We start from the raw sequence: 22,690 nt of genomic DNA, 5'->3' as shown, positions 1-22,690 counted from the left end.
GCTCACGGCTTTTTTCTCGCCCAAAAACAGACCCTTTTTCCCCACCGACGGCCTCCCGCCCCTCCCAAGGAGCACACCCATGAAAGCGCTGCAAGACCTGCTGCAAACCAATGACTTCACCGCCCGTCACCTCGGCCCCAGCGAAGCGGAACAGGCCGAGATGCTGGCCGAGTTCGGGCTGAAGAGCCTGGACGAACTGACCGACACCACCCTGCCCGCCGCGATCCGCTTCGAGGGCGACCTGAACGCCGGGGACGGCGTGACCGAAGCGCAGGCGCTGGCCGACCTGAAGGCCCTGGCGGAGCAGAACAAGGTGTTCCGCAGCTACATCGGCACGGGGTACTACGGCACGCACGTGCCGCCCGTGATCCTGCGCAACATGCTGGAAAACCCCGGCTGGTACACCGCGTACACCCCCTACCAGGCCGAGATCAGCCAGGGCCGCCTGGAGATGCTGCTGAACTTCCAGCAGACCGTGATGGACCTGACCGGCATGCCGATCAGCAACGCCAGCCTGCTGGACGAGGCCACTGCCGCCGCCGAGGCCATGACGCTCGCCAAACGCAGCGGCAAGAGCAAGGGCAACGTGTTCTACGTGGCCGACAACGTGCACCCGCAGACCCTGAACGTCGTGCAGACCCGCGCCGAGTACTTCGGGTTCGACGTGCAGGTCGGTGACGCCGACCAGGTGCCCGAAGGTGCGTTCGGGGTGCTGGTGCAGTACCCGGGCACGCACGGACAGCTGCTGGACCTCGCGCCCATCGCCGAGAAGGTGCACGCCCAGGGCGGCGCGCTGATCGTGGCGACCGACCTGCTCGCCAGCGCCCTGGTGAAACCCGCCGGGGAACTCGGCGCGGACATCGTGGTCGGCAGCGCGCAGCGCCTGGGTGTGCCCATGGGCTTCGGCGGACCACACGCAGCGTTCCTGGCCTGCCAGAAAGGCTTCGAGCGCAGCATGCCGGGCCGCGTGATCGGCGTGAGCAAGGACGCCCGCGGCAACACCGCCCTGCGCATGGCCATGCAGACCCGCGAGCAGCACATCCGCCGGGAGAAGGCCACCAGCAACATCTGCACCGCGCAGGCCCTGCTGGCCAACATGGCCGCCGCGTACGCCGTGTACCACGGTGCGGACGGGCTGCGCACCATCGCCGAGCGGGTCCACCGCCTGACCGGCATCCTCGCCCGGGCGCTGACGAACGCCGGCCTGACGCCCAACGAGACCTTCTTCGACACCCTGACCGTGCAGGGCGACGCGGCCACCATCCGCGCGCGCGCCGAGGCGAAAGGCATCAACTTCCGCTACGGCACCGGCACCCAGGCCGATCTGATCAGCATCAGCCTGGACGAGACCGTCACCCCCGCCGACCTCAGCGACGTGATCGAGGCCCTGACCGGTGAGAAGACGGACGTGCTGGCCCTGGACGCGCAGGCCATGGACGGCATCCCCGACCACCTCAAGCGCCAGAGCGAGTTCCTCACGCACCCCGTGTTCAGCAGCCACCGCAGCGAGCACGGCATGCTCCGGTACCTCAAGCAGCTGGAAAACCGCGACTACAGCCTGGTGCACGGCATGATCCCGCTGGGCAGCTGCACCATGAAACTCAACGCCACCACCGAGATGATCCCTGTCACGTGGCCCGAGTTCGGGAACATGCACCCCTTCGCGCCCACCACCCAGACCCAGGGGTACGCCGCGCTGCTGGGCGAACTGGAACGCTGGCTGGCCGACATCACCGGCTACGAGGCCGTGAGCCTGCAGCCGAACAGCGGCGCCAGTGGTGAGTACGCCGGCCTGCTCGCCATCCGCAAGTACCAGGAAGCCAACGGTCAGGGCCACCGCAACGTGTGCCTGATTCCCGCCAGCGCCCACGGCACCAACCCCGCCAGCGCCGCCATGATGGGCATGCAGGTCGTCGTCGTGAAGACCGACGCCAACGGCAACATCGACTGGGACGACCTGAAAGCGCAGGCCGAAAAGCACAGCGAGCACCTGTCCGCCCTGATGATCACGTACCCCAGCACGCACGGCGTGTACGAGGAGAACGTGAAGGACGTGTGCGACCTGATCCACCAGCACGGCGGGCAGGTGTACCTGGACGGCGCGAACATGAACGCCCAGGTGGGCCTGAGCAAACCCGGCCTGATCGGCAGTGACGTCTCCCACCTGAACCTGCACAAGACCTTCGCCATCCCCCACGGCGGCGGCGGCCCCGGCATGGGCCCCATCGGCGTCAAAGCCCACCTCGCACCCTACCTGCCCAACCACCCCGTCATCCCCACCAGCGACAGCCAGACGGGCGCCGTGAGTGCCGCGCAGTACGGCAGCGCCAGCATCCTCCCCATCAGCTACCTGTACATCAAACTCCTCGGCGCGCACGGCCTGCGCAAGAGCACCCAGGTCGCCCTGCTCAACGCCAACTACATCGCCAAGAAACTCAGCGGCGCCTACCCCATCCTCTACAAGGGCCGCAACGACCGCGTGGCGCACGAGTGCATCATCGACATCCGCCCCTTGAAACAGGACAGCGGCATCACCGAGGAAGACATCGCCAAACGCCTCATGGACTACGGCTTCCACGCCCCCACCATGAGCTTCCCCGTGCCCGGCACCCTGATGATCGAACCCACCGAGAGCGAACCCAAAGCCGAACTCGACCGGTTCATCGACGCCATGCTCCAGATCCGCCGCGAAATCCAGGAAGTGCAGGACGGCACCATGGCCGCTGGCGACAGCCCCCTGAAGCACGCCCCCCACACCCAGACCGACCTGATCGCCCCCGAATGGAATCGTGCGTACAGCCGTGAAACGGCCGCCTACCCCAGCCGGTACCAGAAGAACTGGAAGTTCTGGCCTGCCGTGAACCGCGTAGACAACGTGTACGGCGACCGCAACTTCATGTGCGCCTGCCCCCCCGTCGAGGACTACATCGGCGCGTAAGCCAAGCGGCACATAGGGCAGCCCTCTACCGGGGGCTGCCCTGCTGCATTAAATGTCTCAGGAATCTGTACCAGCCATATGCACAGCGCAACGCCTTCCCAAGTGCCTCTGAAGTGGGGTGGCGTTCCGGACTTATGACGACAGTGCGGCGTTCGTGGTGCTGGTGGAAGCCTGAGCGAATAGAAAAACGTGCCGTCCCGCCTGGAGGAGTGCTCCTGGCGGGACGATTCACGTGAGAATCAACCCTGTTCGTGGCTGGGGGGGCGGTAGGTGCTGGGCGTGGTGACCTCCACGGCGGTGAGGCTTTCTGCGACGCGGTAGGTGTGTTCCACCCCGCGGGGCACGAGGTAGCTGTCGCCCTCACGCAGGTCGATGGTCTGGCCCTCAATGATGAGTTCCACGCGGCCCTTGATGACGTAGCCGAGGGTGTCGTAGTCGTTCGTTTTGGGCTGTTTACCTTCGGTGTCGGCGGGTTCCTCGTTTTCCCAGAGGCGCATGCTGCTGCTCTGCGTGTGAATGAGCTGGTGCTCGCCTTCCCAGCCGGCGGTGGCGTCGCGGCTGACCTTGTACTGGCGTTCCTTGTTCTGCGTCATGACGGGCTCCTTTGCGCGGGGTAGGGCGCGGGGTTACCGGGCGAACTGCTCGGTGATGCGGGCGTTGAAGGCGGGCAGATCGTCCGGGTTGCGGCTGGTGGTGATCTGGCCGTCCGTGACGACCTCCTCGTCCACCCAGGTGGCGCCGGCCAGGGTGAGTTCGCGTTTCAGGCTGGGCCAGCTGGTGAGGCGCTTGCCTTTCGCGATGCCGGTCTCGCTGAGGGTCCAGGGACCGTGGCAGATGGCGGCGATGGGTTTGCCGGCGTCGTACATGCCCTGGATGAACGTCAGGGCGTGGTCGTCCAGGCGGAGTTTGTCGGGATTGACGGTGCCGCCGGGGAGGATCAGGGCGTCGAAGTCGTCAGGGCTGACGTCCTTCACGGTCCGGTCCACGTCGTACTTCGCCTGGGGTTCTATGTCGCCTTTCATGCTCTGGATCTGCCCGGGCTTCAGGCTGATCAGGGTGGTGGTCGCGCCGGCGTCCTGGACGGCCTGACGGGGGCTGGTGAGTTCGATTTCCTCCACGCCGTCCGCGGCGAGGATGGCGACGCGCTTGCCTTTCAGGGGGTGGTCGGATGCCATGGGTTCAGCCTGCCGCGCCCGGCGGGCGGGGGCGTGACGGGCCTGTGAAAGAGGGTTCATGCGGGGTTGGGCGGGGCTTCACCCGGTCAGCGGGCGTACAAAGCTCACCCCCCGGCGCCCAGCAGGAGTTGCGCAAGGATGAGCTTGGCGATGGTGGCGAGCGGGTACACGGTAGCGTACCCGACGTTCGGTTCGTCACTTTTCATGGTTTCGGTCGCGAAGCCCAGCACGGCCGGCTGGGTCTGCAGGCCGGCGATCATGCCGGCGGCGTGCGCGAAGGGGATCTTCTGCACCTTGTGCGCCACCGTGAGCAGGGTGACGGCCGCGACCGTGGTGACCAGGGTGCCCGCCAGGAACAGCTTCAGGCCCAGGGGGCTGGCGACGGTGGTGAAGAACGCGTACCCGCTGCGGCTGCCCACGCCCGCGAGGAAGAGGATCAGGCCGATCTGCCGGAGGGTGAGGTTGGCGTTGTACGGCAGCTGCCAGTTCAGCGGGCCGGTCTGTCCGACTGCACCGAGGATCAGCCCGACGATCAGGGGTCCGCCCGCGAGCCCGAGTTTGAAGGTCTGCCCGCCGCCGAGGGGAATGGCGATCATGCCGAGCAGCAGGCCCAGGGCGATGCCGACGCTGAAGGTCATGGCGTCGATCTCAGAGAGGCGGTGGTAGCTGTCCCCGAAGAGCTGGGTCAGGGCGGGCATGTGCTCGCGGGGCGCGACGACGCGCACGCGGTCCCCGAGTTGCAGCACGGTGTTCTCGTCGGCGAGGTGGTCGGTGTCGCCGCGGCGCACCCGGGTAACGGTCGCGCCGTACTTCTCGTGCAGCGGCAGGTCGCCCAGGCGCCGGCCGGCCATGCGGCGGTCGCTGACGAACATGCGCCGCATGTCCAGTGTCTCCCGGGAGAGTTCCAGCGCCTCGCCCAGGTCCTCCCCGAGGGCGGGGATGGCAGCCCGCAGGGCGCTGGCCGGGCCGATCAGACTGATGATGTCCCCGGGCTGGATCTCACGGCGCAGCTGCTCGTCGTACAGTCCGGCGAGCCGCACGGCGTTTCCGTGCTGGTACCGGCCGATGCGCAGTGTGGCCGGCAGCGCCTGCAGGGCGTCGGGGCGCTGCACGCGGACGCTGCGGTGCGTGATCTCCTCCGGCGGGCGGGCGTCCGGCACCCGCCAGAGTTTCTTCAGGAGGCTGATGGCGAGCAGCATGGCGATCACGCCCATGGGGTACGCCACCGAGTACGCCACCACCGGTTCGCTCTGCAGCGCGTCGGTGGCGCCGCCCGCCCGCAGGCGTTCCAGCGCGCCGGCCAGGGCCGGGGTGTTCGTGAGCGCGCCGCTGAACAGCCCGGCGGCGTGCGTGCCGTGCAGGCCCAACAAGCGCGCGGCGCCCGCCACCACCCCGCCCGCCAGGAGAATGCTGGCGACGACCGTGGCGTTGTCGCGCGGCCCGCCGCGCCGCATGGCGCTGAAAAACGCCGGGCCGCTGGCGATTCCGATGGTGTACACGAACAGCACCAGCCCGAACTCGTACAGCAGCGGCGGGGTCTTCAGGTTCTCGTCCAGCGCCCCGAACGCCAGCCCCGTGAACAGCACCGCAGCGATCCCCAGCGAGAAGCCCCGGACGTTCAGGCGGCCCAGCGGGTACCCGATGGCGGCGATGAGAAACAGAAGCAGCAGGGGCTGGTCGATCAGGGTCTGGATCATGCGGGGCCGCCTTCCTTCCCGGCACGCGCCCGACAGGCCGGCCGGTTCCCTCCGACTCTACCCCCGCTGCCCCCAGCCTGCCGGGACTTCGGCCCACCGTACCTCACCCCCCGGTTCATGAAAAAAACTGTGCAGCACGCCACCCGGGGCGCGTTGCTGCCCGGGGCTCCCGGGGCGTACACTGGGGGCTCTCCCCTGCCGGGACCGGTCATCCGTGGCCGGCGGGGTGAAGTGCGCGCCGGGCAGAGCTGCCAGGGCAGGGAGGTGAGGCGCATGGGAACGAAGGAAGAAGTCCGGTCCAGACTGGGCATCGCGGACGTGATCGGCGAGTACGTGCGCCTCACGCCCGCCGGGAAGGGCCGCATGAAGGGCCTGTGCCCCTTTCACAACGAGAAGACCCCCAGCTTTCAGGTGGACACCGAGCAGGGGTACTTCTACTGCTTCGGCTGCAAGGCCGGCGGGGACATCTTCAGCTTCATCCAGCGCACCGAGAACCTCAGTTTCGGGGACGCGCTGCGCAAACTCGCCGAGCAGGCCGGCGTGCAGGTGGAGGCCAAGTACGGCGAGAAATCCAGTCGCGACCTGTACGATGTCAACGCCTTCGCCCTGGGCTACTTCCGGGACCACCTGCAGGGCCCGGCCCTGGAGTACCTGCGCCGCCGTGGCCTGACCGACCAGACCATCGCCGCGTTCGAGCTCGGGTACGCGCCGGAAGGCTGGGACGGCCTGCTGAAACTCGCCCGGTCCCGCGGCGTCAGCGAACGGCAGCTGCTGGAGGCCGGGCTGCTGATCGAGAACCCCGAGAACGGCCGCGTATACGACCGCTTCCGCGGGCGCGTGATGTTCCCCATCCGCGACCACCTCGGCCGCCTCGTGGGGTTCGGCGGACGCGTGCTGGACGACACCAAACCCAAGTACCTGAACACCCCGGAAACCGACGTGTTCCGCAAGGGCGAACTGCTGTACGGCCTGGACAAGGCCCGCACCACCCTCAAGGACCCCGGCGCGGAACTCGTCGTGGTCGAAGGGTACATGGACGTCATCACCATGCACCAGCACGGCTTCACGGGCGCCGTCGCGTCCCTCGGTACGGCCCTCACCGCCGATCACGCCACCCTCCTCGAACGCCTGGGCGCGCAGCGGCTCGTGATGATGTTCGACCGCGACGACGCCGGCCTCAAGGCCACCCTGAACGGCCTGGACCAGGTGATCGGCGCGAAATTCCGCGTGCGGGCCACCAGCGTTCCCAGCGGCAAGGACCCCGCCGACGCCCTCCTCGCCGGCGACGACGCCGGCATCCGCGAGGCCCTGCGCACCGGTCTGGACGAGGTGCACTACCGCGTCCAGGCCGCCATCGACGCCCACGGCCTGGGCACCAGCGAAGGCAAACGCCGCGTCCTCATGCAGCTCCTCCCGCGCATGCAGAACCTCGACCCCCTGGACGAGGGCGCCGAACAGATGCGCACCATCGCCTGCGAACACCTCGGCATCAAACCCGACGCGCTCATGGAATGGATCGGCAGCAAGGCCAAACGCCGCCAGCTCACCGACACCCACCTCGCCGGCATGAGCAACCACCGCGCCGAGGAGGACCGCGAACTCGCCCTCCTGCGGCAGCTGCTCGTGGACCCCGCCCTCAAGGCCAAACTGGACGGCACCGTCTCCTGGCGCAACGAAACCGTCCGCAAGGTCATGCTCGCCCTCCAGGGCAGCAGCGACTCCGCCGACGTGCTTGAGATCTTCCGCGGGCAGCCCGAGGAACAGCTCCTGATCCGCCTGATGTTCGAAAGCAAGGACGCCGGGACGCTGAGCCGCAGCCACACCGAACAGTTCGAGCAGAAACGCAGCGCCTACGCCTCCAGCGCCGTGGACGACATCCAGGTCACCATCAGCATCGACAGCATGCGCGCCGAAGTGGACCTCCTGAAAAAGCAGATCACCGCCGCCCCGCCCACCGAACAGCTCGGGCTGCTCAAGCAGATTCAGGAACTCCAGCGCGCCATCGAAGCGGAGAAACGCATGCGGCGCGGCACCGCCTGAACTGGGCTCAGGCGCGGCCCGCCTGCGCACTAGCGTGTCTGCATGCCGCCCCACGTTCAGAACTTCCTGACCCCGCTTCTGCTGTTCATCGTGGGCCCGGGCCTGGTGTATCTGATCAGCGGCGTCCTATGGGCCCACCTTTCCCCGCTGTGGCGCGAGCGCACGGCCCGCGGGCTTCACGTGTACGCCAGCTTTCTCCTGCCCGTCCTGCTGTTCACGCTGTGGGACACCACGACCGGCCCCGCCACGCACGACCCTGAACTGGCCGCCCAGAAGACCGCTATGAGCTTGATGACCCTCCTGCTGTGGCCGGTGGTGGCGCTGCCCTTCGCCCTGCTGTTCACGTGGCTGCTCTCGCTGAGGGCCGAGGACCGGGCCAGGCTCTAGCCGCCCTCACCCACCTGCCCAGTGCCAACGTAAGCCCCCCGTCCCAGTGGGACGGGGGTGCTTCACCACCAGCTCAGGCGATCTCTTCTCGGGCTTCGCGGAGCAGTTCGGACAGCCGCGACAGGCACCGGCTGTATTTCTTCGCGTAGGCGCCGTGCCGGTACGTTTCGTCGAAAAGCCGGCCGAGGCTGACGCCGGTGAGGGCCGCGTGCGTGCCGAGGTCGTAGACCTTGTCGATGAGGTGCACGAAGCGCAGGGCGGTGTTCTGGTCCTGCATGGGGGTGAGGTCGTGGATGGCGAGGGCCTGCACGCCGCCAAGGAGCTGCGGGAAGTGGCTGGGGTGGACGGTGAGGAGGTGGCGGCTGAGGTCGCGGGCCTGGATCACGGCGAGGCTGGCGGGGTCCTGGCGGGCTTCCCAGCGGGCGGACTCGTCCGGGGTGAGGGGGGGTTCGGGGGTGGTGCGGCGCTGGCGGTAGTCGGGGCCGTCGATGGTATGGGTGTGGAAGCGCCCGGCGATGGCCTGGATCTGGCGCTGGAAGTCGCGGGCGTTGAAGCGGCCCTCGCCGAGGGCGCCGGGTTCGGTGTTGCTGGTGGCGATGACGTGCGTGCCGCGGGGCATGACCTGGCCGAGGAAGGTGTTGGCCATGTGGGTGTTGCCGGGGTCGTCGAGTTCGAATTCGTCGATGAGGAGGAGGTCGTGGTCCTTGAAGGCGTCCACGGCGCGGGTCATGCCGAGGGCGCCGATCAGGTACATCAGGTCCTGGAAGCTCATGAGGGCGGCGCGGCCGGGGGCACTGTGCCAGGCGCTGGCGAGAAGGTGGGTTTTGCCGACGCCGAAGCCGCCGTCGAGGTAGAGGCCCTGGCCTTCGGGGCGGCGGCGGCGGAAGAGGCGGAAGCCGCCGGTGTCCGGGGGCGTGGCCTGCTGCGCGAAGGCGCGCAGGGTCTCCTGGGCCTGCTGCTGGCTGGGGTAGTGGGGGTTGGGCTGGTAGGTGTCGAAACGGACGTGCTGGAAGCGGGGGCTGGGGCGCAGGGTGGTGAGGAGGGTGTCGGGGGTGACGTGGGGGTGGCGGGCGGTGAGGTCGATCACGGGCGTCAGCGGTGGACGTCGAGTTCGACTTTGTAGTTGCCGCGGCGGGTTTCGTTCAGGACGCGTTTGAAGTCGATGCGGCCGAGACCGTCGGCGCTGAGGCTGTCGCCTTCCTTGATTTCGCTGCTGGCGCGGGCGGGCTGGCCGTTGAGGCGGACCTTGCCGCCGTCGATGCCCTGCTGGAAGTACGCGCGGCTCACGCCAAAGCCCTTGGCGCCGACGACGTCGACGCGCATGCTGGGCACGACGACCTCGCGGACCTTGCTGCCTTTCCCGGCGCTCTCGCCGATCTCCTGAACGTCCAGGCCACGGCCGCCGAGCTCGGTGAGTTCGGCGAGCTGCTGGGCGGCCTTGCCGGTGGCGGCGATCAGGAAGCTGCCGCGGTCCTCGCGCAGGTCGCCGAGGCCCTCTTCGGGAAGGTTCAGGCGGCGGAGCTGCACGGTGAAGTCCTGGAGGTCCCAGGTGGGGGCGGCGTCTTCGGGGGTGACGCGCAGGACGGTGACGGGGCTGTCCACTTCGGGGATGTGGTCGGGGTGCAGGGTGAGGATGACGCGCCGGGCGTCGGGGAAGCCGCCGTCGATGCGGTGGCGGACGCCGTCGGCCTGCAGGGTGCGGCGGTCCACGGTCTCGGCATCCGTGAACGGCGTGCGGATCACGCGGCCCCCGGCGGCCTGCGCGACCAGGGTGGCGAGGGAGGGGGTCTTGGCCTTCATCCCGGCAGGATACCGTGAGGGGCTGATCGCGCGCCTGAGCCGGGTGGCGGATGGGGCGGGGTTGTCCCGGCGTGGCCGCGCGGCGCGGCTTTACACTGGAGGGCATGTTGAATGTGGATCCCATCGGCCTGCCGGGCGCCTCGCTGGAAACCCTGAATGAAGTCCGTTCGCGCTTTCAGGGCGTGGACCTGCAGGGCGGGCACCTGCTGATGGTGACGGACACCCAGGGGCACCGGGAGGGCGCGCGGTACGGGGCGGTGGTGGTCCCGCCGGCCAACGCACAGGGCCTGGGCGTGGACCGGGCCGTGGTGATCTCGCCGTCGTTCGGGCCGCGGTTCGGCGTGGCGGGCCAGGAGGCGCTGGCGGGCCTGGCGGACTGGGCGGCCGGTGCGGGGCTGGTGCTGCGGGAAACGGTGCTGCCCGCCGGGGATTTCGTGCGGGTGCTGGAGGAACCGGACACGCGGGAGGTCAACCGTCTGGTGGCGGCGAGCAACCCGGTGGACGCCGGCATCTACAGGCTGCAGCGTCGGTTGGACTGACCGGGGGCCGCGTCGGGCCGGGCGGGGGCGCGTCCCCGCCTGGCCCGCCCGCGTGTGGCGGGTGTGCATGACGCTTGTAAGACGCGGCGTGTGAGCATCAGGGCGAAGGTTCCCGGCTCCCCGGGGGCCGGCCGTGCCCCGGGGTCTGCGGGGGCGGCCCACGAGGTTTCCCTTGAGTGACGTGTCCACCACCACCCCCCCGGCTTCCTCGCAGGCGCTGCGGGAGGCGCTCAGCGACCTGCTGCGCGTGCACGCGCCGGACGCAGCCCTGCTGACCAGCCTGGGCGGCGAGGTCCTGATGATCCGCGAGGGCGGCGCCCACGCGGTGCCGGGCGTCGGGGGGCTGGTCCCGCCGGACGCGTGGCTGGACGGCGGGGAGATGACCTGGCTCACGCATGACGGGGCGCTGCTGGGCCTGATCTGGACCGAGGAGGCGCGCCCCGCGCCGGAGAGCATGACGCAGGTGATGACGCTGCTGCTGTCCGCGCAGGTGGACAGCGTGAGCCGCGAGGCGGAGATGCTGGTCTCGCAGCTGCCGGTGGCGACCGCGTGGCTGGACGGGCACCTGGGCTTCCGGACGGTGAGCCGCACGCTGCTGGACCTGCTGGGCCTGCCGGAAGGGGCCCTGTCCGGGCAGCTGGCGACGGAGGTGTGGGCGGACCGGCCGGGGCTGCTCGCGGCGCTGGCCCAGGCGGCCGCCGGGCGGGCCGCGGCGGTCCCGGACGAGCAGTTCCCCCGGGCGGGCGCGGAGCCGCTGTGGGTGCGCGGTGAGGTGCGGCCGTACTTCGGCGGCGGGTCGGCCGGGGTGCTGCTCACCCTGCAGGACGTGAGCGGCGAGCATCATCAGGCGGCGCGGGTGCGGGCGCTGCTGGACACGCCGGGCCTGCAGGTGCTGCTGGGCGCCGACGGGCGGGTGTGGCAGGCCAGTCAGGGCGTGCTGGACCTGTGCGGCGGCGCGGCGCCGGACGGGCCCTTGTGGAGCTGGCCTTGTTTCGCGGAGGGCCAGGCAGGCCGCGTGAACGCCCTGCGGGACCTGCTGGAACTGGCGGCGGGGCAGGGGCGCGCGGCGGCGGAACTGCCGGTGTGGCAGGCGGGCGGCATGGCGCCGCTGTCGCTGCCGTTCACGGCGCGGCGCACGGCGGTGCCGGGCATGCTGCTGCTGGAAGGGCAGCGGCCCGTGGAGCGCGGCGCGCACGGCGCGGCGGGTCTGCTGGGGCAGGTGCTGGCGGTCACCGAGGACACCACGGTCGTGGTGGATCAGGCGGGCCGGGTGCAGTTCATCAGTGACCAGGCGGCGCGGCTGCTGGGCGTGGAGAGCGGGCGGCTGGCGGGCCTGGGGTTCACGCGGGTGCTGGCGGACCTGGGCGTGCAGGTGTACACCCCGGACGGGCAGGTCACCCCGTTCCCGGACTGGCGCGCGCAGCCGCTGCCGATGGACGCCGAGGTGGTGCTGGGCCTGCCGGCCGGCACGGCGCGGCACATGCAGGTGCGGCTCTCCCCGGTGGCGCTGGACGACGGGCGGCTGGAGGGGCGGCGGGCCGACACGGGCCGGACGGGCGTGCTGATCAGCATGCGGGACATGACGGCCCTGCGGCACGCGCAGGCGCAGCTCCGGCACGACGCGCGCCACGACGCGCTGACCGGGCTGCTCAACCGCAGCGGCCTGCGGGAGGTGGTGGACCGCTTCGTGGACGGGTCCGCGCCGGGCGCGGCGGTGGTGATCGGCGTGGTGAAATTCGGGGACGTCGTGGCGGCGCTGGGGCGCACGGCGGTGGATCACCTGCTGATTCAGGTGGCGGCGCGCCTGAACGACCTGCAGGGCGCCGCGCACGGGTACGCGGGCCGGCTGGCCGACGACGCGCTGGCGGTGTACCTGCCGGGCATGACGCCCGCGCAGGCGCTGGGGCGCGTGGAGGAGCTGCTGCGCCCGGCGTTCCGGGCGAACCGGCGCCTCGTGCCGCTGGCGTTCGCGCTGGGCGGCAGCGGCACGAGGCGCCCCGGCACGCCGGGCCAGGACCCGGCCGGGTCGGCGGTGCTGCACGAGGCGGAACTGGCGATGCAGTACGTGCGCCGCGGCGGGGTGGCGGGCGCGGAGGTGTTCGCGCCGTTCATGCGGGAGGAACTGTCGCGGTCCTTCGAGCTGGAGGACGCCCTGACCGAGGCGGTGAGCGGCGAGCAGTTCCACCTGCTGTACCAGCCGGTCGTGCAGCTCTCGGACGGCCGGGCGCTGGGCGCCGAGGCGCTGCTGCGCTGGGAGCACCCGGCGCTGGGTGAACTGAAACCCGGGGCGTTCCTGCCGCAGGTGAGCCGCGCGGGGCTGGTCACGCAGGTGAACGAGTGGGTGGTGCGCTCGGCGATCCGGGACCGCGGGCAGGTGCGCCGGGCCCTGCCGCAGCGGCGCGGGGCGTGGCAGGTGGCGGTGAACCTGAACCTGCGCGAGCTGCAGGGCGGCGCGGAGTTCCAGGGCCTGCTGCCGCTGCTGGCCGAGGAGGGCGCGCCGGACGTCGAGGTGACGTCGGCCAGCCTGATGGGCCACCCGGAGGAGACCCGGGACGTGCTGAACGGGCTACGGGCCTTCGGGGCGAAACTCAGCGTGGACGATTTCGGGGACAGCGCCACCAGCCTCGCGTCGCTGACGCAGTTCCCGCTGGACGCGGTGAAGCTCCACCCGACCCTGACGGCCCGCCTGCCCGAGGACCCGCGCAGCGTGTCGCTGGTGCAGGGCACGGTGGACCTGGCGCACCGCCTGGGCCTGCGGGTGGTGGCGGTGGGCGTGGAAACGCCGGGGCAGCTGAAGGTGCTGCGCGAACTCGGCTGCGACGCCGCGCAGGGCTTCGCGATCGCGCCGCCGCTGGCGCTGCCGGAACTGCTCGCCTGGCTGGGCCGTCAGCCCTGACGCTCACCCCGGGCCGGGGTGCGGCGTCCGGTCAGGCGACGTCCCAGCTGGCGGTGGTCTGGTCGGGTGCGGCCGCGGCGGGCCGGCGGGCCTCCTGGCCGGGGCGCAGTTCCCGCACCGGGGTCTGCCCGGCCATGCGAATCAGGGCGGTCAGGGCGCTCGTCCAGGCGTTCTCGGCGTCCTGAATCTGCTGACGGCGGCGCAGCAGGGCCAGCGGCGTGGCGTCCAACAGCCCGGCCAGCCCGGTCCGGGGGGTTTGCAGGCCCACCAGGGCGTCGGCGGTGGCCGCGACCTCCCAGGTGGCCTGCCGGATGCCGACCAGGCTGGACGGTCGCAGTTCGTACACGTCGCCGCGGTACAGCAGGCGCGTCAGGTCCAGGGGTTCGGCGGCCAGGGCCTTGCTGCACAGCTGGCGCAGCAGGTTCTGGTGGTTCAGGTCGGTGCGCAGGGGCGCGGTGGTCGGCATGGAGTACAGGCGGCCGGCGTCCAGCGCCATCACGGTGGGGGTAACCTGGCCCTGCCCGACCAGCAGGATCCGCAGGCCCGGCTGGCGCAGCTGCAGGCCTTCAAGGACGGTCAGGATCTGGCCGGCGCTGTACAGGGCTTCGACGTCCTCGCCCACCACGTCCAGCAGGGTGGTGGCGCTCGGTTCAGTGGCTTCCCGCAGTTCGTCCATGGACTCTGGGTTCAGCATACGACCATCCCGGGCCGTTCGGCCACCCTGCGGGGACAGGCCGGGCCGGGCGCGGGTCAGTCCTGGCTGAGGCGGGCCTGCACGGCCGGCCAGTCCGCGCGCGTGACGGAGTACATGACGGTGTCGCGCAGGGTGCCGTCCGGGCGGCGCAGGTGGGCGCGCAGCACGCCCTCCTTCACTGCGCCGAGCTTCTCGATGGCCCGCTGGCTGCGGGTGTTCCGCACGTCGGTCTTCAGCTGCACGCGCTCCATGCCCATCCGCTCGAAGGCGTGGGTGAGCAGCAGCCGCTTCATGCGGCGGTTCACGCCGGTGCCGTGCCACTTCCTTGCCAGCCAGGTCCAGCCGATTTCCAGCCCGGCGTGCGCGGCGCGGATGTCGCCGTAGCGGGTGCTGCCGGCCAGTTCACCCCCGACCAGAATCACGAACGGCATCTCCGTGGGGCTGTCCAGGGCGGCCTCGTAGGAGGCGGGGGTGTTCGGCAGGGTGCCCATCTGGCGGTACTCATCCAGGTCGGCGTCCGCCAGGGCGCACAGGGCCGGCAGGTCCTCCGGGGCGAGGGGGCGCAGGGTGAGGGTCCCGTCCTGAAGGGTCACGTCGTGCCGCATGCCCCGACGCTACACCGGGACCGGGCCGGGCAGGGCCGCCGGGGCCGTCAGGCGATCCGCAGCGCCGTCACGGCCTCGTGCAGTGGGGCGTGTGCGGCGCGCAGGGAGCGCAGCCGCCCGGACTGGTGGACGTCCAGGGCCATCCGGGTGTCGTCGGGGGCGACCTCAGCGTAGGCCCGCAGCACGGCGGAGTCCGGCGTGTCGTGGCCTTCTTCCATAAAGCTCACCAGGGCCAGCACGGTGGCGAGGCGCTGCACGTCCTGCGGGGCGCGCCCGACGCGGATGCCCTTGCGGCGCACGTAGGGGTCGTCGGTGAGCAGGCGGGCGCATCCGGCCCACGGGTCGGGCGCGGCGTACTCCAGCGCGCGGATGCCGCTCATGCTGACCGCGCCCGCGCACTGGGGGCAGGGTTCCACGGTGGTCAGGACCGTCCAGCCGTAGCAGTCCGGGCGGGGGGTGGCGGGCAGGTTCAGCAGGGCGTTGATCTCCGCGTGCGCCAGGTCGTGTCCGCCGATCACGCCGCCGTGCGCGGCGCGGGGTTCGTTCAGCCGGTTGCGGCCCCGGGCGAGCACCTGCCCGCGCGCGTCCACGATGCACGCCCCGATCGCGTAGGACCCGGCGCCGTAGGCCGCCCAGGCTTCCTCCAGGGCCGCCTGCCACCCGGCGTTCAGGTCGGCGGGCACGGGCCGCCCCCCGCGGTCGCGGGGGTGGTGCGGGCGTTTCGTGCGGTCCGCGGCGGGTTCCGGGAGGGTCACAGGGCCTCGCGGTGCTGCTCGATCAGGCGGTCCAGGGCCTCGCGCAGCAGGCTGGCCTCGGTCTGCCCGAGGGCGGCGGAGAGTTTGGTCAGGCGGTCGAGCTGGCTTTTGGGGTAGTAGTTGCTCTTGAGGACCATCTTGCTTTCCACGTAGATGCAGGCGCGGCCGCGACCCTCGCGTTTGGCGCGCAGCAGGGCCTCGTCCGCGGCGCGGCTGAGGTCGGGGTAGGTGCTGGCGTGGGCGGGGCGGGCGGCGAGGCCGACGCTGAGGCCCAGCGTGCGGGGCCAGTGGGGGTCGCGGTGGATGTGGAAGTGGCGAATGACCTCGTCGAAGAGGATCAGGGCGGTTTCGGCGGCGGTTTCCGGGAGGATGGCGCTGTACTCGTCGCCGCCGATGCGGCCGATGACGCTGCCGGTGGGGAGGCTGCCGGACAGCAGGCGTTCCACGCTGCGGAGCACGCGGTCGCCCTCGGTGTGGCCGAGGGTGTCGTTGACTTCCTTGAAGTGGTCGAGGTCCAGACGGGCGAGGGTGAGGGGGGCGGCGGCGAGGGCCTGGAAGGCGTCCTCGAAGGCGGGCCGGGTGAGGATGACGGGACGGGCGGCCATACGGGGTCCTCCTGCGGGGTGGGCGAGGGGCAGAATTCGGCCTAAGTATATGATCGATATATATACGTCTTAAACAATAGTTGAAGAAGGCATACGTCGATTTCGCGTGCCAGCGCACCTTGAGCGCCACAGACTCAGATTCCCAGCTTCGGGCATTTGACATTTTTCTTACTGCCTGAGTATTCTTCCGTGCGGAACGGCGAAAACGCGCCGGATACGCCGGCCGTGACCGCCGCCAGACTCTTACATCATTCGCAGGAGGAACCCCCATGCTGAAACCCCTAGGTGACCGCGTACTCGTGGAAATCGTCGAAGAGACCGAGCAGAAGACCGCCGGCGGCCTGTACGTCCCCGACACCGCCAAGGAAAAGAGCCAGCGCGGCAAGGTCGTCGCCGTCGGCGCCGGCAAGATGACCGACGAAGGCAAACGCATCCCCATGGACATCAACGTGGGCGACACTGTGTACTTCGCCAAGTACGGCGGCACCGAAGTCAGCCTGGAAGGCAAGAACTACAGCCTCCTGTCTGAACGCGACATCCTCGCCATCGTCGAGTAAGGCCGCGCCCCCGGGCCCGCCTCACCCTGAATTCTCACTTCATTCCCAAGGAGCAACACCATGGCCAAACAGCTCGTGTTTGATGAATCCGCCCGTCGCAGCCTCGAGCGCGGCGTGAATGCCGTCGCCAACGCCGTCAAAGTGACCCTCGGGCCGCGTGGCCGCAACGTCGTGATCGAGAAGAAGTTCGGCAGCCCCACCATCACCAAGGACGGCGTGACCGTCGCCAAGGAAGTGGAGCTGGAAGACAAGCTGGAGAACATCGGCGCTCAACTGCTGAAGGAAGTCGCCAGCAAGACCAACGACATCACCGGTGACGGCACCACCACCGCCACCGTGCTCGGCCAGGCCATCGTGAAAGAAGGCCTGCGCAACGTCGCCGCCGGCGCCAACCCCCTGGCCCTCAAGCGCGGCATCGAGAAGGCCGTGGCCGTCGCCATCGAGGAAATCAAGAAGCAGGCCCAGCCGGTGGAAGACAGCGACGCCATCAAGAAAGTCGCCGGCATCAGCGCCAACGACGAGGTCGTCGGTCAGGAAATCGCCAGCGCGATGGACAAGGTCGGCAAGGAAGGCGTCATCACCATCGAAGAAAGCAAGGGCTTCGACACCGAAGTGGACGTCGTCGAAGGCATGCAGTTCGACAAGGGCTTCATCAACCCCTACTTCATCACCAACCCCGAGAAGATGGAAGCCGTCCTGGAAGACGCCTACATCCTCATCAACGAGAAGAAGGTCAGCAACCTCAAGGACATGCTGCCCATCCTCGAGAAGGTCGCCCAGACCGGCCGTCCCCTGCTGATCATCGCCGAGGACGTCGAAGGCGAAGCGCTCGCCACCCTGGTCGTCAACAAGCTGCGCGGCACCCTGAACATCGCCGCCGTGAAGGCCCCCGGCTTCGGTGACCGCCGCAAGGAAATGCTGCGCGACATCGCCGCCGTCACCGGCGGGGAAGTCGTCAGCGAGGACCTCGGCCACAAGCTCGAGAACGTCACCATGGAAATGCTGGGCCGCGCCGCGCGCATCCGCATCACCAAGGACGAAACCACCATCGTGGACGGCAAGGGTGAGCAGAGCGCCATCGACGCCCGCGTCAACGCCATCAAGGGCGAACTCGACAACACCGACAGCGACTACGCCCGCGAGAAGCTCCAGGAGCGCCTCGCCAAGCTGAGCGGCGGCGTGGCCGTCATTCGCGTCGGTGCCGCCACCGAAACGGAACTCAAAGAGAAGAAGCACCGCTACGAGGACGCCCTGAGCACCGCCCGCAGCGCCGTGGAGGAAGGCATCGTCGCCGGTGGGGGCACCACCCTGCTGCGCGTCATCCCCGCCGTCCGTGAAGCCGCCGCCGGCCTGATCGGCGACGAGGCCACCGGCGCCCGCATCCTGATCCGCGCGCTGGAAGAACCCGCCCGCCAGATCGCCGCGAACGCCGGCGAGGAAGGCAGCGTCATCGTCAACGCCGTCATCAACAGCGACAAGGCCCGCTACGGCTACAACGCCGCCACCGGCGAGTACGTGGACGACATGGTCGCCGCCGGCATCGTGGACCCCGCCAAGGTGACCCGCACCGCCCTGCAGAACGCCGCGAGTATCGCTTCCCTGATCCTCACCACCGAAGCGATTGTCAGCGACAAGCCCGAGAAGGAAAAAGCCGCGCCGGCCGGCGCCCCCGACATGGGCGGGATGGACTTCTAAAGTCCACTCAGTCCCTGCTGACGGGCCGCTGAGCCCCCAGACGAACGCCGCCCACCAGAACATGGTGGGCGGCGTTCGTTTGTCTGTTTGTCTGGGCTCGTCCTCGCTGCCCTGCCGACGGTTGGCATCTACAGGCAATAAAAAACGCGCCACTCGGGCGCTGATAGGGAAAAAGATAGCGCGGTATGCACGCGGCGTCAAGGGTATGCGGTGAGTCCGGCGGCTCAACCGTACTGCGCCTTGTGGGCCTTTTTCATCTCGGCGTACTGCTCGTTCGCCTCGGCCTGGTCCCATTTCGCTTTGAAAATCCGGGCGGATTCGGCCTTCACCGGGTCCTCGGGCGTGCGGGGCAGTTCAGGACGGCCGTGGGCGCCACTCTGGCCTCTCTTGTCGGCAGGCACCGGGCCGGCGTACTTCTTCCCGCCCTTGTGGTTGGCGTACCGGCGGGCGCGCGTGAAGCCCATCTGCAGGAACTTGCGGGCCATGTCTGCCCCCACGAAGTCGTCGGCGGCCAGGTAGTCCAGGAACATGTGGTACAGGGTTTCGCTGCTTTGCCGGGCGACGTCCGGGGTGGCGAAGCGCCAGTGGGGCAGCAGTTCGCTCTTGTAAGGCTGCACGAGCAGTACGCCCTGTTCGCCCACGCCCACGCGGTACAGGTCCGGGCGGGCGCGCAGGTCCAGTTCGGCGTAGTGCAGGGAGTAGTCGAACTTGGGCATGCCGCAGTAAAGGACGTGGGGCGGGCCGTGCGGTGCAGCCTTCCTTCACCGCGCCTGAATCCGGCGCATAGCCTTGACCTGCCCTGCATATGACGGTATCTTGGTTTTATCACCGCCTGCGAGGGCGGCTTTTTTATTGCCGTGCACGCAGCCCGGAACGCGCTAGCCTGCGCGGGTGAGCGCCCCCAGTCAGCCGCCCGAGCTCTCCCCCACCCTGCCGGACGCGGCGCCGCCCCCCGCCGGCCCGGTGCGGGAACGGGCGGTGCTGCCCGATGTGCTGCGCGGGGTGGCGCTGCTGGGCATTCTGGTCGTGAACATGCAGGACTTCGCGGGGTTCCTGCCGTGGCAGCAGCGCGGGCTGGACAGCGTGGCGCAGGTGATCACGGACGTGCTGGCGAACGGGCGGTTCATCAGCATCTTCGCGATGCTGTTCGGGTGGGGCGCGGCCGGCCTGCTCGCGCGGCACGGCGCGGCGCTGTTCGCGCGGCGGCACCTGATCCTGCTGCTGATCGGGTGGGCGCACTTCGTGTTCGTGTGGCACGGCGACATCATCAGCAACTACGCCCTGATGGCGTTCTTCCTGCTGTTCACGGTGCGCCTGGGGGCGGGCGCGGTGCTCACGGCGGCCGTGGCGTCTGGCGGGTACGGGCTGTTCGTTTGGGGCATGGAGGCGGCCGCGTCGTACGCGAATGGCGGGGCTGACCGGCCGCGGTTCACGGGCCTGCCGGACCTGCGGCCCGGGCAGGGGTACGCGGAACTGTTCGTGGAGCGGGCCGCGGACTTCTGGAGCAACGTGATCGGCGGGAACCTGTACAACGGGCCGTGGCTGCTGGCGCTGTTCCTGCTCGGCGTGGCCGCGCAGCGCACCGGAGTGCTCGGTCGGCCACAGAACCACTTGCGCCTGTGGCGGCGCCTGGCGTGGGTGGGGGTGCCACTGGGGCTGGCGCTGGGCGTGTGGCTGGCGGTGCTGAACACGCACGCGGACCGCGCCGCGGGGCTGCTGTCCACACCCGTGCGGATGGCGGGCGGGCTGGCGGGCGCGCTGGGGTACGTGGGCCTGCTGGGCCTGCTGGCCGCGCAGGGGCGGCTGGGGTGGTGGCGGCACTTCGCGGCCAGCGGGCGGGTCGCGATGAGCAACTACCTCTCGCAGAGCGTGCTGATGACGCTGCTGTTCTACCCGTACGCCGGGGCGCAGTTCGGGCGCTGGGGCGCGGCGGCCGGGCTGCTGCTGGCCGTCGGCGTGGGGCTGGCGCAGCTGCCGGTGAGTGCGTGGTGGCTGCGGCACCTGGGCATGGGCCCGGTGGAGAAACTGGTGCGGGCCGTGGTGTACGCCGGGCAGCGGGGCCGGGGGCCGGCCGGGCCGGGCTGATCCGGGAACGCAGCGCACAGAAGCCGGCCGCCCCGGCCCCTAGACTGGGTTCAATTCCTTCGCTGCGGCCCCCGCCTTTCCTGCCCGAGGTGCTCCCCATGACCGGCAACGCCGTTCCGTTCCGTCCCCCCGAGGGTTCTCCCGCCGAACTTCAGGCCCTGTTCGACCGGCAGCGCGCGTGGCGCTGGCGGGCCGCGCAGACGACCGCCGCGCAGCGGCAGGTGATCCTGCGCCGCCTGTACGACGCCCTGCGCGCACACCGCGTGCCGCTCGCCCAGGCGCTGGCCGCCGACCTGGGCAAGAGCCGCGCCGAGGCCGAGATCACCGAGATCCACCCCGTGCTGGAGGAGCTGCAGCACATGATCCGCCGCCTGCCGCGCTGGATGTCGCCCCGGCGCGTGGCGTCCACGCTGGCGCTGACCGGATCCACCAGCGAGATCCGCGCGCAGGCCCGCGGCGTCACCCTGATCCTGAGTCCCTGGAACTACCCGGTGAATCTGGCGCTGGCCCCGCTGGCCGCCAGTCTCGCGGCGGGCAACACGGTGATCCTGAAACCCAGCGAGAAGGCCCCGAACGTCGCCCGGGCGCTGAGGGCGCTGCTGGAGTCGGCGTTCGAGCCGCACCTGGTGGCGGTGGTGGAGGGGGACGCGGCCGTGGCGCAGGCACTGACGGCCCTGCCCTTCGACCACATCTTCTTCACGGGCAGCACCGCGGTGGGCCGCCGCGTGATGGAGGCCGCCGCACGGAACCTGACCAGCGTGACGCTGGAACTGGGCGGCAAGAGCCCGGCCATTGTGCACGGCAGCGCGGACATGGCCCTCACGGCCGAGCGGCTCGCCTGGGGCAAACTCCTGAACGCCGGGCAGACCTGCGTCGCGCCGGATTACGTGCTGATCCCGGAGGCGTGGCGGGACGAGCTGGTCGTGAGGCTGGACCGCGTGATCGCCCGCCGCTTCGGGGACGGCGCGTGGCTGCGGGCCGGCCCGGACTACGGCCGGCTGGTGGACGCCGCCAGCGTGGAGCGCCTCCAGGCCCTGACGGAGGGCTCGGTGGCGCAGGGGGCGCGCGTGGCCCTGGGCGGCGAGTTCGACCCGGCCGGGCGGTTCGTGTCCCCGACGGTGGTGGTGGACGTGACGCCCGACATGCCGCTGATGCAGGAGGAACTGTTCGGTCCGGTCCTGCCGGTCCTGACGTACCGCACGCTGGACGAGGCGCTGGACCTCGTTCGCCGGCTGGACGCGCCGCTCGCGCTGTACCTGTTCGCGCAGGACCCGGGCGTGACCGAGCGGGTGAAACGCGAGACGACGAGCGGCGGGATGGTCGTGAACGGCACGGTGCTTCACCTCACCAACCCGCACCTGCCATTCGGCGGGGTGGGCCCCAGCGGCATGGGCGCGTACCACGGCCACCACGGCTTCCGCACCTTCAGTCACGAGCGCGCGGTGCTGCACGAAGGGAAATTCAGCGCCGCGGGGTTCACCTACCCGCCGTACGGGCGGCCTCTGCCGCGGCTGGCGGCGTGGGCCCTGAGGCAGCTGGAACGCCAGAGTGGCCCGCGTGAGTGACGTCCCGCCAACTCTGACCGCCGCCATCACGGCCGGCGGGCAGTCGCGCCGCTTCGGAACGGACAAGGCCGCCGCGCTCCTGCACGGCCGCCCGCTGCTCACTCACGTGGCCGGAGCCCTCGCCGCGTTCCCGGAGCGCGTGCTGGTCGCCCCGCCCGGCCGCTACGCCCTGCCCGGCTGGCGGGCGGTGCCGGACACCCGCCCCGGCGAGGGTCCGCTGGCGGGACTGGAGGCGGCGCTGGCCGCCGCGCCGCCTGGCTGGGTGGCGTTCGTGGGTGTGGACCTGCCCGGGCTCACCCCGGCGTACTGGGCGGCCCTGGTGGCCGCCAGCGCGGGCGTGCCGCCCGGCGTGCTAAGCGTGCAGGCGCTGGACGACAGTGGCCGGGCGCAGCCGCTGGGGGCGCTGTACCACACGGCACTGCGGCCGCGGGTCACGGCGCTGCTGGACGCCGGGGAACGGCGACTGCGGCAGGCGGCCCCGCCGGAAGCGGTGCGGACGGTGGATCTGGTTCCTCTGGGCCTGTCGCCCGACCTGCTGCGGAACGTGAACACGCCCACCGATCTGGAACAACTGATGGAATCCAAGCGATAAAAAACGCGCCACTCGGACGCTGCTAGGCAAAAAGATAGCGCGGTATGCAGCGCCCGTCAAGGTCA

The 22,690-nt window shown here is 70.3% G+C and carries 20 protein-coding genes; 10 read left to right on the top strand and 10 right to left on the bottom strand.

Annotation, left to right across the window (positions count from 1 at the left end):
- Positions 1–79: 79 nt before the first annotated feature.
- A complete protein-coding gene (gene gcvP / locus DFI_RS01500) occupies positions 80–2,938 on the top strand; it encodes an aminomethyl-transferring glycine dehydrogenase (protein ID WP_027463523.1) in 2,859 nt (952 codons plus the stop codon).
- A gap of 239 nt (positions 2,939–3,177) precedes the next feature.
- On the opposite strand, the gene DFI_RS01495 is transcribed toward gcvP, so the two are convergent.
- The 3 genes from DFI_RS01495 to DFI_RS01485 form a co-directional block, all read right to left on the bottom strand.
- Positions 3,178–3,531: a cupin domain-containing protein gene (locus DFI_RS01495; RefSeq protein ID WP_027463524.1), complete on the bottom strand. Its 354-nt coding sequence runs from the start codon at positions 3,529–3,531 to the stop codon at positions 3,178–3,180.
- A 33-nt stretch (positions 3,532–3,564) separates the two neighbouring features.
- A complete protein-coding gene (locus DFI_RS01490; RefSeq protein ID WP_027463525.1) occupies positions 3,565–4,113 on the bottom strand; it encodes a type 1 glutamine amidotransferase domain-containing protein in 549 nt (182 codons plus the stop codon).
- Between the two features lie 104 nt (positions 4,114–4,217).
- Positions 4,218–5,810, bottom strand: a complete 1,593-nt coding sequence (locus DFI_RS01485) for an aspartate:alanine exchanger family transporter (protein ID WP_027463526.1) — start codon at positions 5,808–5,810, stop codon at positions 4,218–4,220.
- Positions 5,811–6,083: 273 nt separating this feature from the next.
- Between DFI_RS01485 and dnaG the strand changes: the two genes are divergently transcribed.
- Positions 6,084–7,850, top strand: a complete 1,767-nt coding sequence (gene dnaG, locus DFI_RS01480) for a DNA primase (RefSeq protein WP_043778794.1) — start codon at positions 6,084–6,086, stop codon at positions 7,848–7,850.
- A gap of 42 nt (positions 7,851–7,892) precedes the next feature.
- Positions 7,893–8,237, top strand: coding sequence for a hypothetical protein (locus DFI_RS01475; RefSeq protein ID WP_027463528.1), 345 nt, complete (start codon positions 7,893–7,895; stop codon positions 8,235–8,237).
- Between the two features lie 73 nt (positions 8,238–8,310).
- Here the strand turns inward: DFI_RS01475 and zapE are convergent, their stop codons facing one another.
- Together zapE and DFI_RS01465 are read right to left on the bottom strand one after the other, a co-directional pair.
- On the bottom strand, positions 8,311–9,324 hold the full coding sequence (gene zapE / locus DFI_RS01470) for a cell division protein ZapE (RefSeq protein WP_027463529.1): 1,014 nt from the start codon (positions 9,322–9,324) through the stop codon (positions 8,311–8,313).
- 5 nt (positions 9,325–9,329) lie between these two features.
- Positions 9,330–10,037, bottom strand: a complete 708-nt coding sequence (locus tag DFI_RS01465) for a S4 domain-containing protein (protein ID WP_022800459.1) — start codon at positions 10,035–10,037, stop codon at positions 9,330–9,332.
- Positions 10,038–10,141: 104 nt separating this feature from the next.
- On the opposite strand from DFI_RS01465, the gene DFI_RS01460 reads away from it, so the two are divergent.
- Together DFI_RS01460 and DFI_RS20900 are read left to right on the top strand one after the other, a co-directional pair.
- Positions 10,142–10,576: a DUF3197 domain-containing protein gene (locus tag DFI_RS01460; protein ID WP_027463530.1), complete on the top strand. Its 435-nt coding sequence runs from the start codon at positions 10,142–10,144 to the stop codon at positions 10,574–10,576.
- 181 nt (positions 10,577–10,757) lie between these two features.
- On the top strand, positions 10,758–13,472 hold the full coding sequence (locus tag DFI_RS20900; RefSeq protein WP_051308008.1) for a putative bifunctional diguanylate cyclase/phosphodiesterase: 2,715 nt from the start codon (positions 10,758–10,760) through the stop codon (positions 13,470–13,472).
- Positions 13,473–13,503: 31 nt separating this feature from the next.
- On the opposite strand, the gene DFI_RS01450 is transcribed toward DFI_RS20900, so the two are convergent.
- From DFI_RS01450 to DFI_RS01435, 4 genes are read right to left on the bottom strand one after another with little or no spacing between them, the layout of a single operon-like run.
- The gene (locus DFI_RS01450) at positions 13,504–14,166 is read right to left on the bottom strand and encodes a hypothetical protein (RefSeq protein WP_118375813.1); all 663 of its coding nucleotides are present in this window, start codon (positions 14,164–14,166) and stop codon (positions 13,504–13,506) included.
- A 56-nt stretch (positions 14,167–14,222) separates the two neighbouring features.
- Positions 14,223–14,771: a GNAT family N-acetyltransferase gene (locus DFI_RS01445; protein WP_027463533.1), complete on the bottom strand. Its 549-nt coding sequence runs from the start codon at positions 14,769–14,771 to the stop codon at positions 14,223–14,225.
- Between the two features lie 47 nt (positions 14,772–14,818).
- Positions 14,819–15,526, bottom strand: a complete 708-nt coding sequence (locus DFI_RS01440; protein WP_244940293.1) for a nucleoside deaminase — start codon at positions 15,524–15,526, stop codon at positions 14,819–14,821.
- The gene (locus DFI_RS01435; RefSeq protein WP_022800465.1) at positions 15,523–16,131 is read right to left on the bottom strand and encodes a GGDEF domain-containing protein; all 609 of its coding nucleotides are present in this window, start codon (positions 16,129–16,131) and stop codon (positions 15,523–15,525) included. Before DFI_RS01435 ends, DFI_RS01440 begins: the two co-directional genes overlap by 4 nt.
- Before the next feature lie 269 nt (positions 16,132–16,400).
- Here DFI_RS01435 and groES point away from each other — a divergent pair, with 269 nt between their 5' ends.
- Both groES and groL read left to right on the top strand, forming a co-directional pair.
- The gene (gene groES / locus DFI_RS01430; RefSeq protein ID WP_022800466.1) at positions 16,401–16,688 is read left to right on the top strand and encodes a co-chaperone GroES; all 288 of its coding nucleotides are present in this window, start codon (positions 16,401–16,403) and stop codon (positions 16,686–16,688) included.
- A 60-nt stretch (positions 16,689–16,748) separates the two neighbouring features.
- Complete coding sequence (gene groL, locus DFI_RS01425) at positions 16,749–18,383, top strand: chaperonin GroEL (RefSeq protein WP_022800467.1); 1,635 nt, start codon at positions 16,749–16,751, stop codon at positions 18,381–18,383.
- A gap of 224 nt (positions 18,384–18,607) precedes the next feature.
- Here the strand turns inward: groL and DFI_RS01420 are convergent, their stop codons facing one another.
- Complete coding sequence (locus DFI_RS01420) at positions 18,608–19,099, bottom strand: DUF4385 domain-containing protein (RefSeq protein WP_027463535.1); 492 nt, start codon at positions 19,097–19,099, stop codon at positions 18,608–18,610.
- Between the two features lie 175 nt (positions 19,100–19,274).
- On the opposite strand from DFI_RS01420, the gene DFI_RS01415 reads away from it, so the two are divergent.
- The 3 genes from DFI_RS01415 to mobA all read left to right on the top strand — a co-directional run bounded on the left by DFI_RS01415 (position 19,275) and on the right by mobA (position 22,625).
- Positions 19,275–20,468, top strand: a complete 1,194-nt coding sequence (locus tag DFI_RS01415; RefSeq protein ID WP_027463536.1) for a DUF418 domain-containing protein — start codon at positions 19,275–19,277, stop codon at positions 20,466–20,468.
- 98 nt (positions 20,469–20,566) lie between these two features.
- Positions 20,567–22,033 carry an aldehyde dehydrogenase family protein gene (locus tag DFI_RS01410; RefSeq protein WP_043778798.1) on the top strand — a complete coding sequence of 489 codons (1,467 nt, stop codon included), beginning with the start codon at positions 20,567–20,569 and terminating at the stop codon, positions 22,031–22,033.
- Positions 22,026–22,625, top strand: a complete 600-nt coding sequence (gene mobA, locus DFI_RS01405) for a molybdenum cofactor guanylyltransferase (protein WP_027463538.1) — start codon at positions 22,026–22,028, stop codon at positions 22,623–22,625. Before DFI_RS01410 ends, mobA begins: the two co-directional genes overlap by 8 nt.
- The last annotated feature ends 65 nt before the right edge of the window (positions 22,626–22,690 follow it).

Origin of the sequence: Deinococcus ficus, assembly GCF_003444775.1 — a bacterium.
Classification (GTDB): domain Bacteria; phylum Deinococcota; class Deinococci; order Deinococcales; family Deinococcaceae; genus Deinococcus; species Deinococcus ficus.
Note: the sequence above shows the minus strand (reverse complement) of the source record. Positions and strands in the feature narration are given on the sequence as shown.

Excerpts from the sequence above, each read along its gene's own strand:
- DFI_RS01475 (WP_027463528.1), top strand. The coding sequence starts at position 7,893 with ATGCCGCCCCACGTTCAGAACTTCCTGACCCCGCTTCTGCTGTTCATC.
- DFI_RS01495 (WP_027463524.1), bottom strand. The coding sequence starts at position 3,531 with ATGACGCAGAACAAGGAACGCCAGTACAAGGTCAGCCGCGACGCCACC.
- DFI_RS01420 (WP_027463535.1), bottom strand. The coding sequence starts at position 19,099 with ATGCCCAAGTTCGACTACTCCCTGCACTACGCCGAACTGGACCTGCGC.
- DFI_RS01445 (WP_027463533.1), bottom strand. The coding sequence starts at position 14,771 with ATGCGGCACGACGTGACCCTTCAGGACGGGACCCTCACCCTGCGCCCC.
- dnaG (WP_043778794.1), top strand. The coding sequence starts at position 6,084 with ATGGGAACGAAGGAAGAAGTCCGGTCCAGACTGGGCATCGCGGACGTG.
- DFI_RS01435 (WP_022800465.1), bottom strand. The coding sequence starts at position 16,131 with ATGGCCGCCCGTCCCGTCATCCTCACCCGGCCCGCCTTCGAGGACGCC.
- gcvP (WP_027463523.1), top strand. The coding sequence starts at position 80 with ATGAAAGCGCTGCAAGACCTGCTGCAAACCAATGACTTCACCGCCCGT.
- DFI_RS01460 (WP_027463530.1), top strand. The coding sequence starts at position 10,142 with ATGTTGAATGTGGATCCCATCGGCCTGCCGGGCGCCTCGCTGGAAACC.
- DFI_RS01410 (WP_043778798.1), top strand. The coding sequence starts at position 20,567 with ATGACCGGCAACGCCGTTCCGTTCCGTCCCCCCGAGGGTTCTCCCGCC.
- DFI_RS01490 (WP_027463525.1), bottom strand. The coding sequence starts at position 4,113 with ATGGCATCCGACCACCCCCTGAAAGGCAAGCGCGTCGCCATCCTCGCC.
- DFI_RS01450 (WP_118375813.1), bottom strand. The coding sequence starts at position 14,166 with ATGCTGAACCCAGAGTCCATGGACGAACTGCGGGAAGCCACTGAACCG.
- DFI_RS01465 (WP_022800459.1), bottom strand. The coding sequence starts at position 10,037 with ATGAAGGCCAAGACCCCCTCCCTCGCCACCCTGGTCGCGCAGGCCGCC.
- groES (WP_022800466.1), top strand. The coding sequence starts at position 16,401 with ATGCTGAAACCCCTAGGTGACCGCGTACTCGTGGAAATCGTCGAAGAG.
- DFI_RS01485 (WP_027463526.1), bottom strand. The coding sequence starts at position 5,810 with ATGATCCAGACCCTGATCGACCAGCCCCTGCTGCTTCTGTTTCTCATC.
- groL (WP_022800467.1), top strand. The coding sequence starts at position 16,749 with ATGGCCAAACAGCTCGTGTTTGATGAATCCGCCCGTCGCAGCCTCGAG.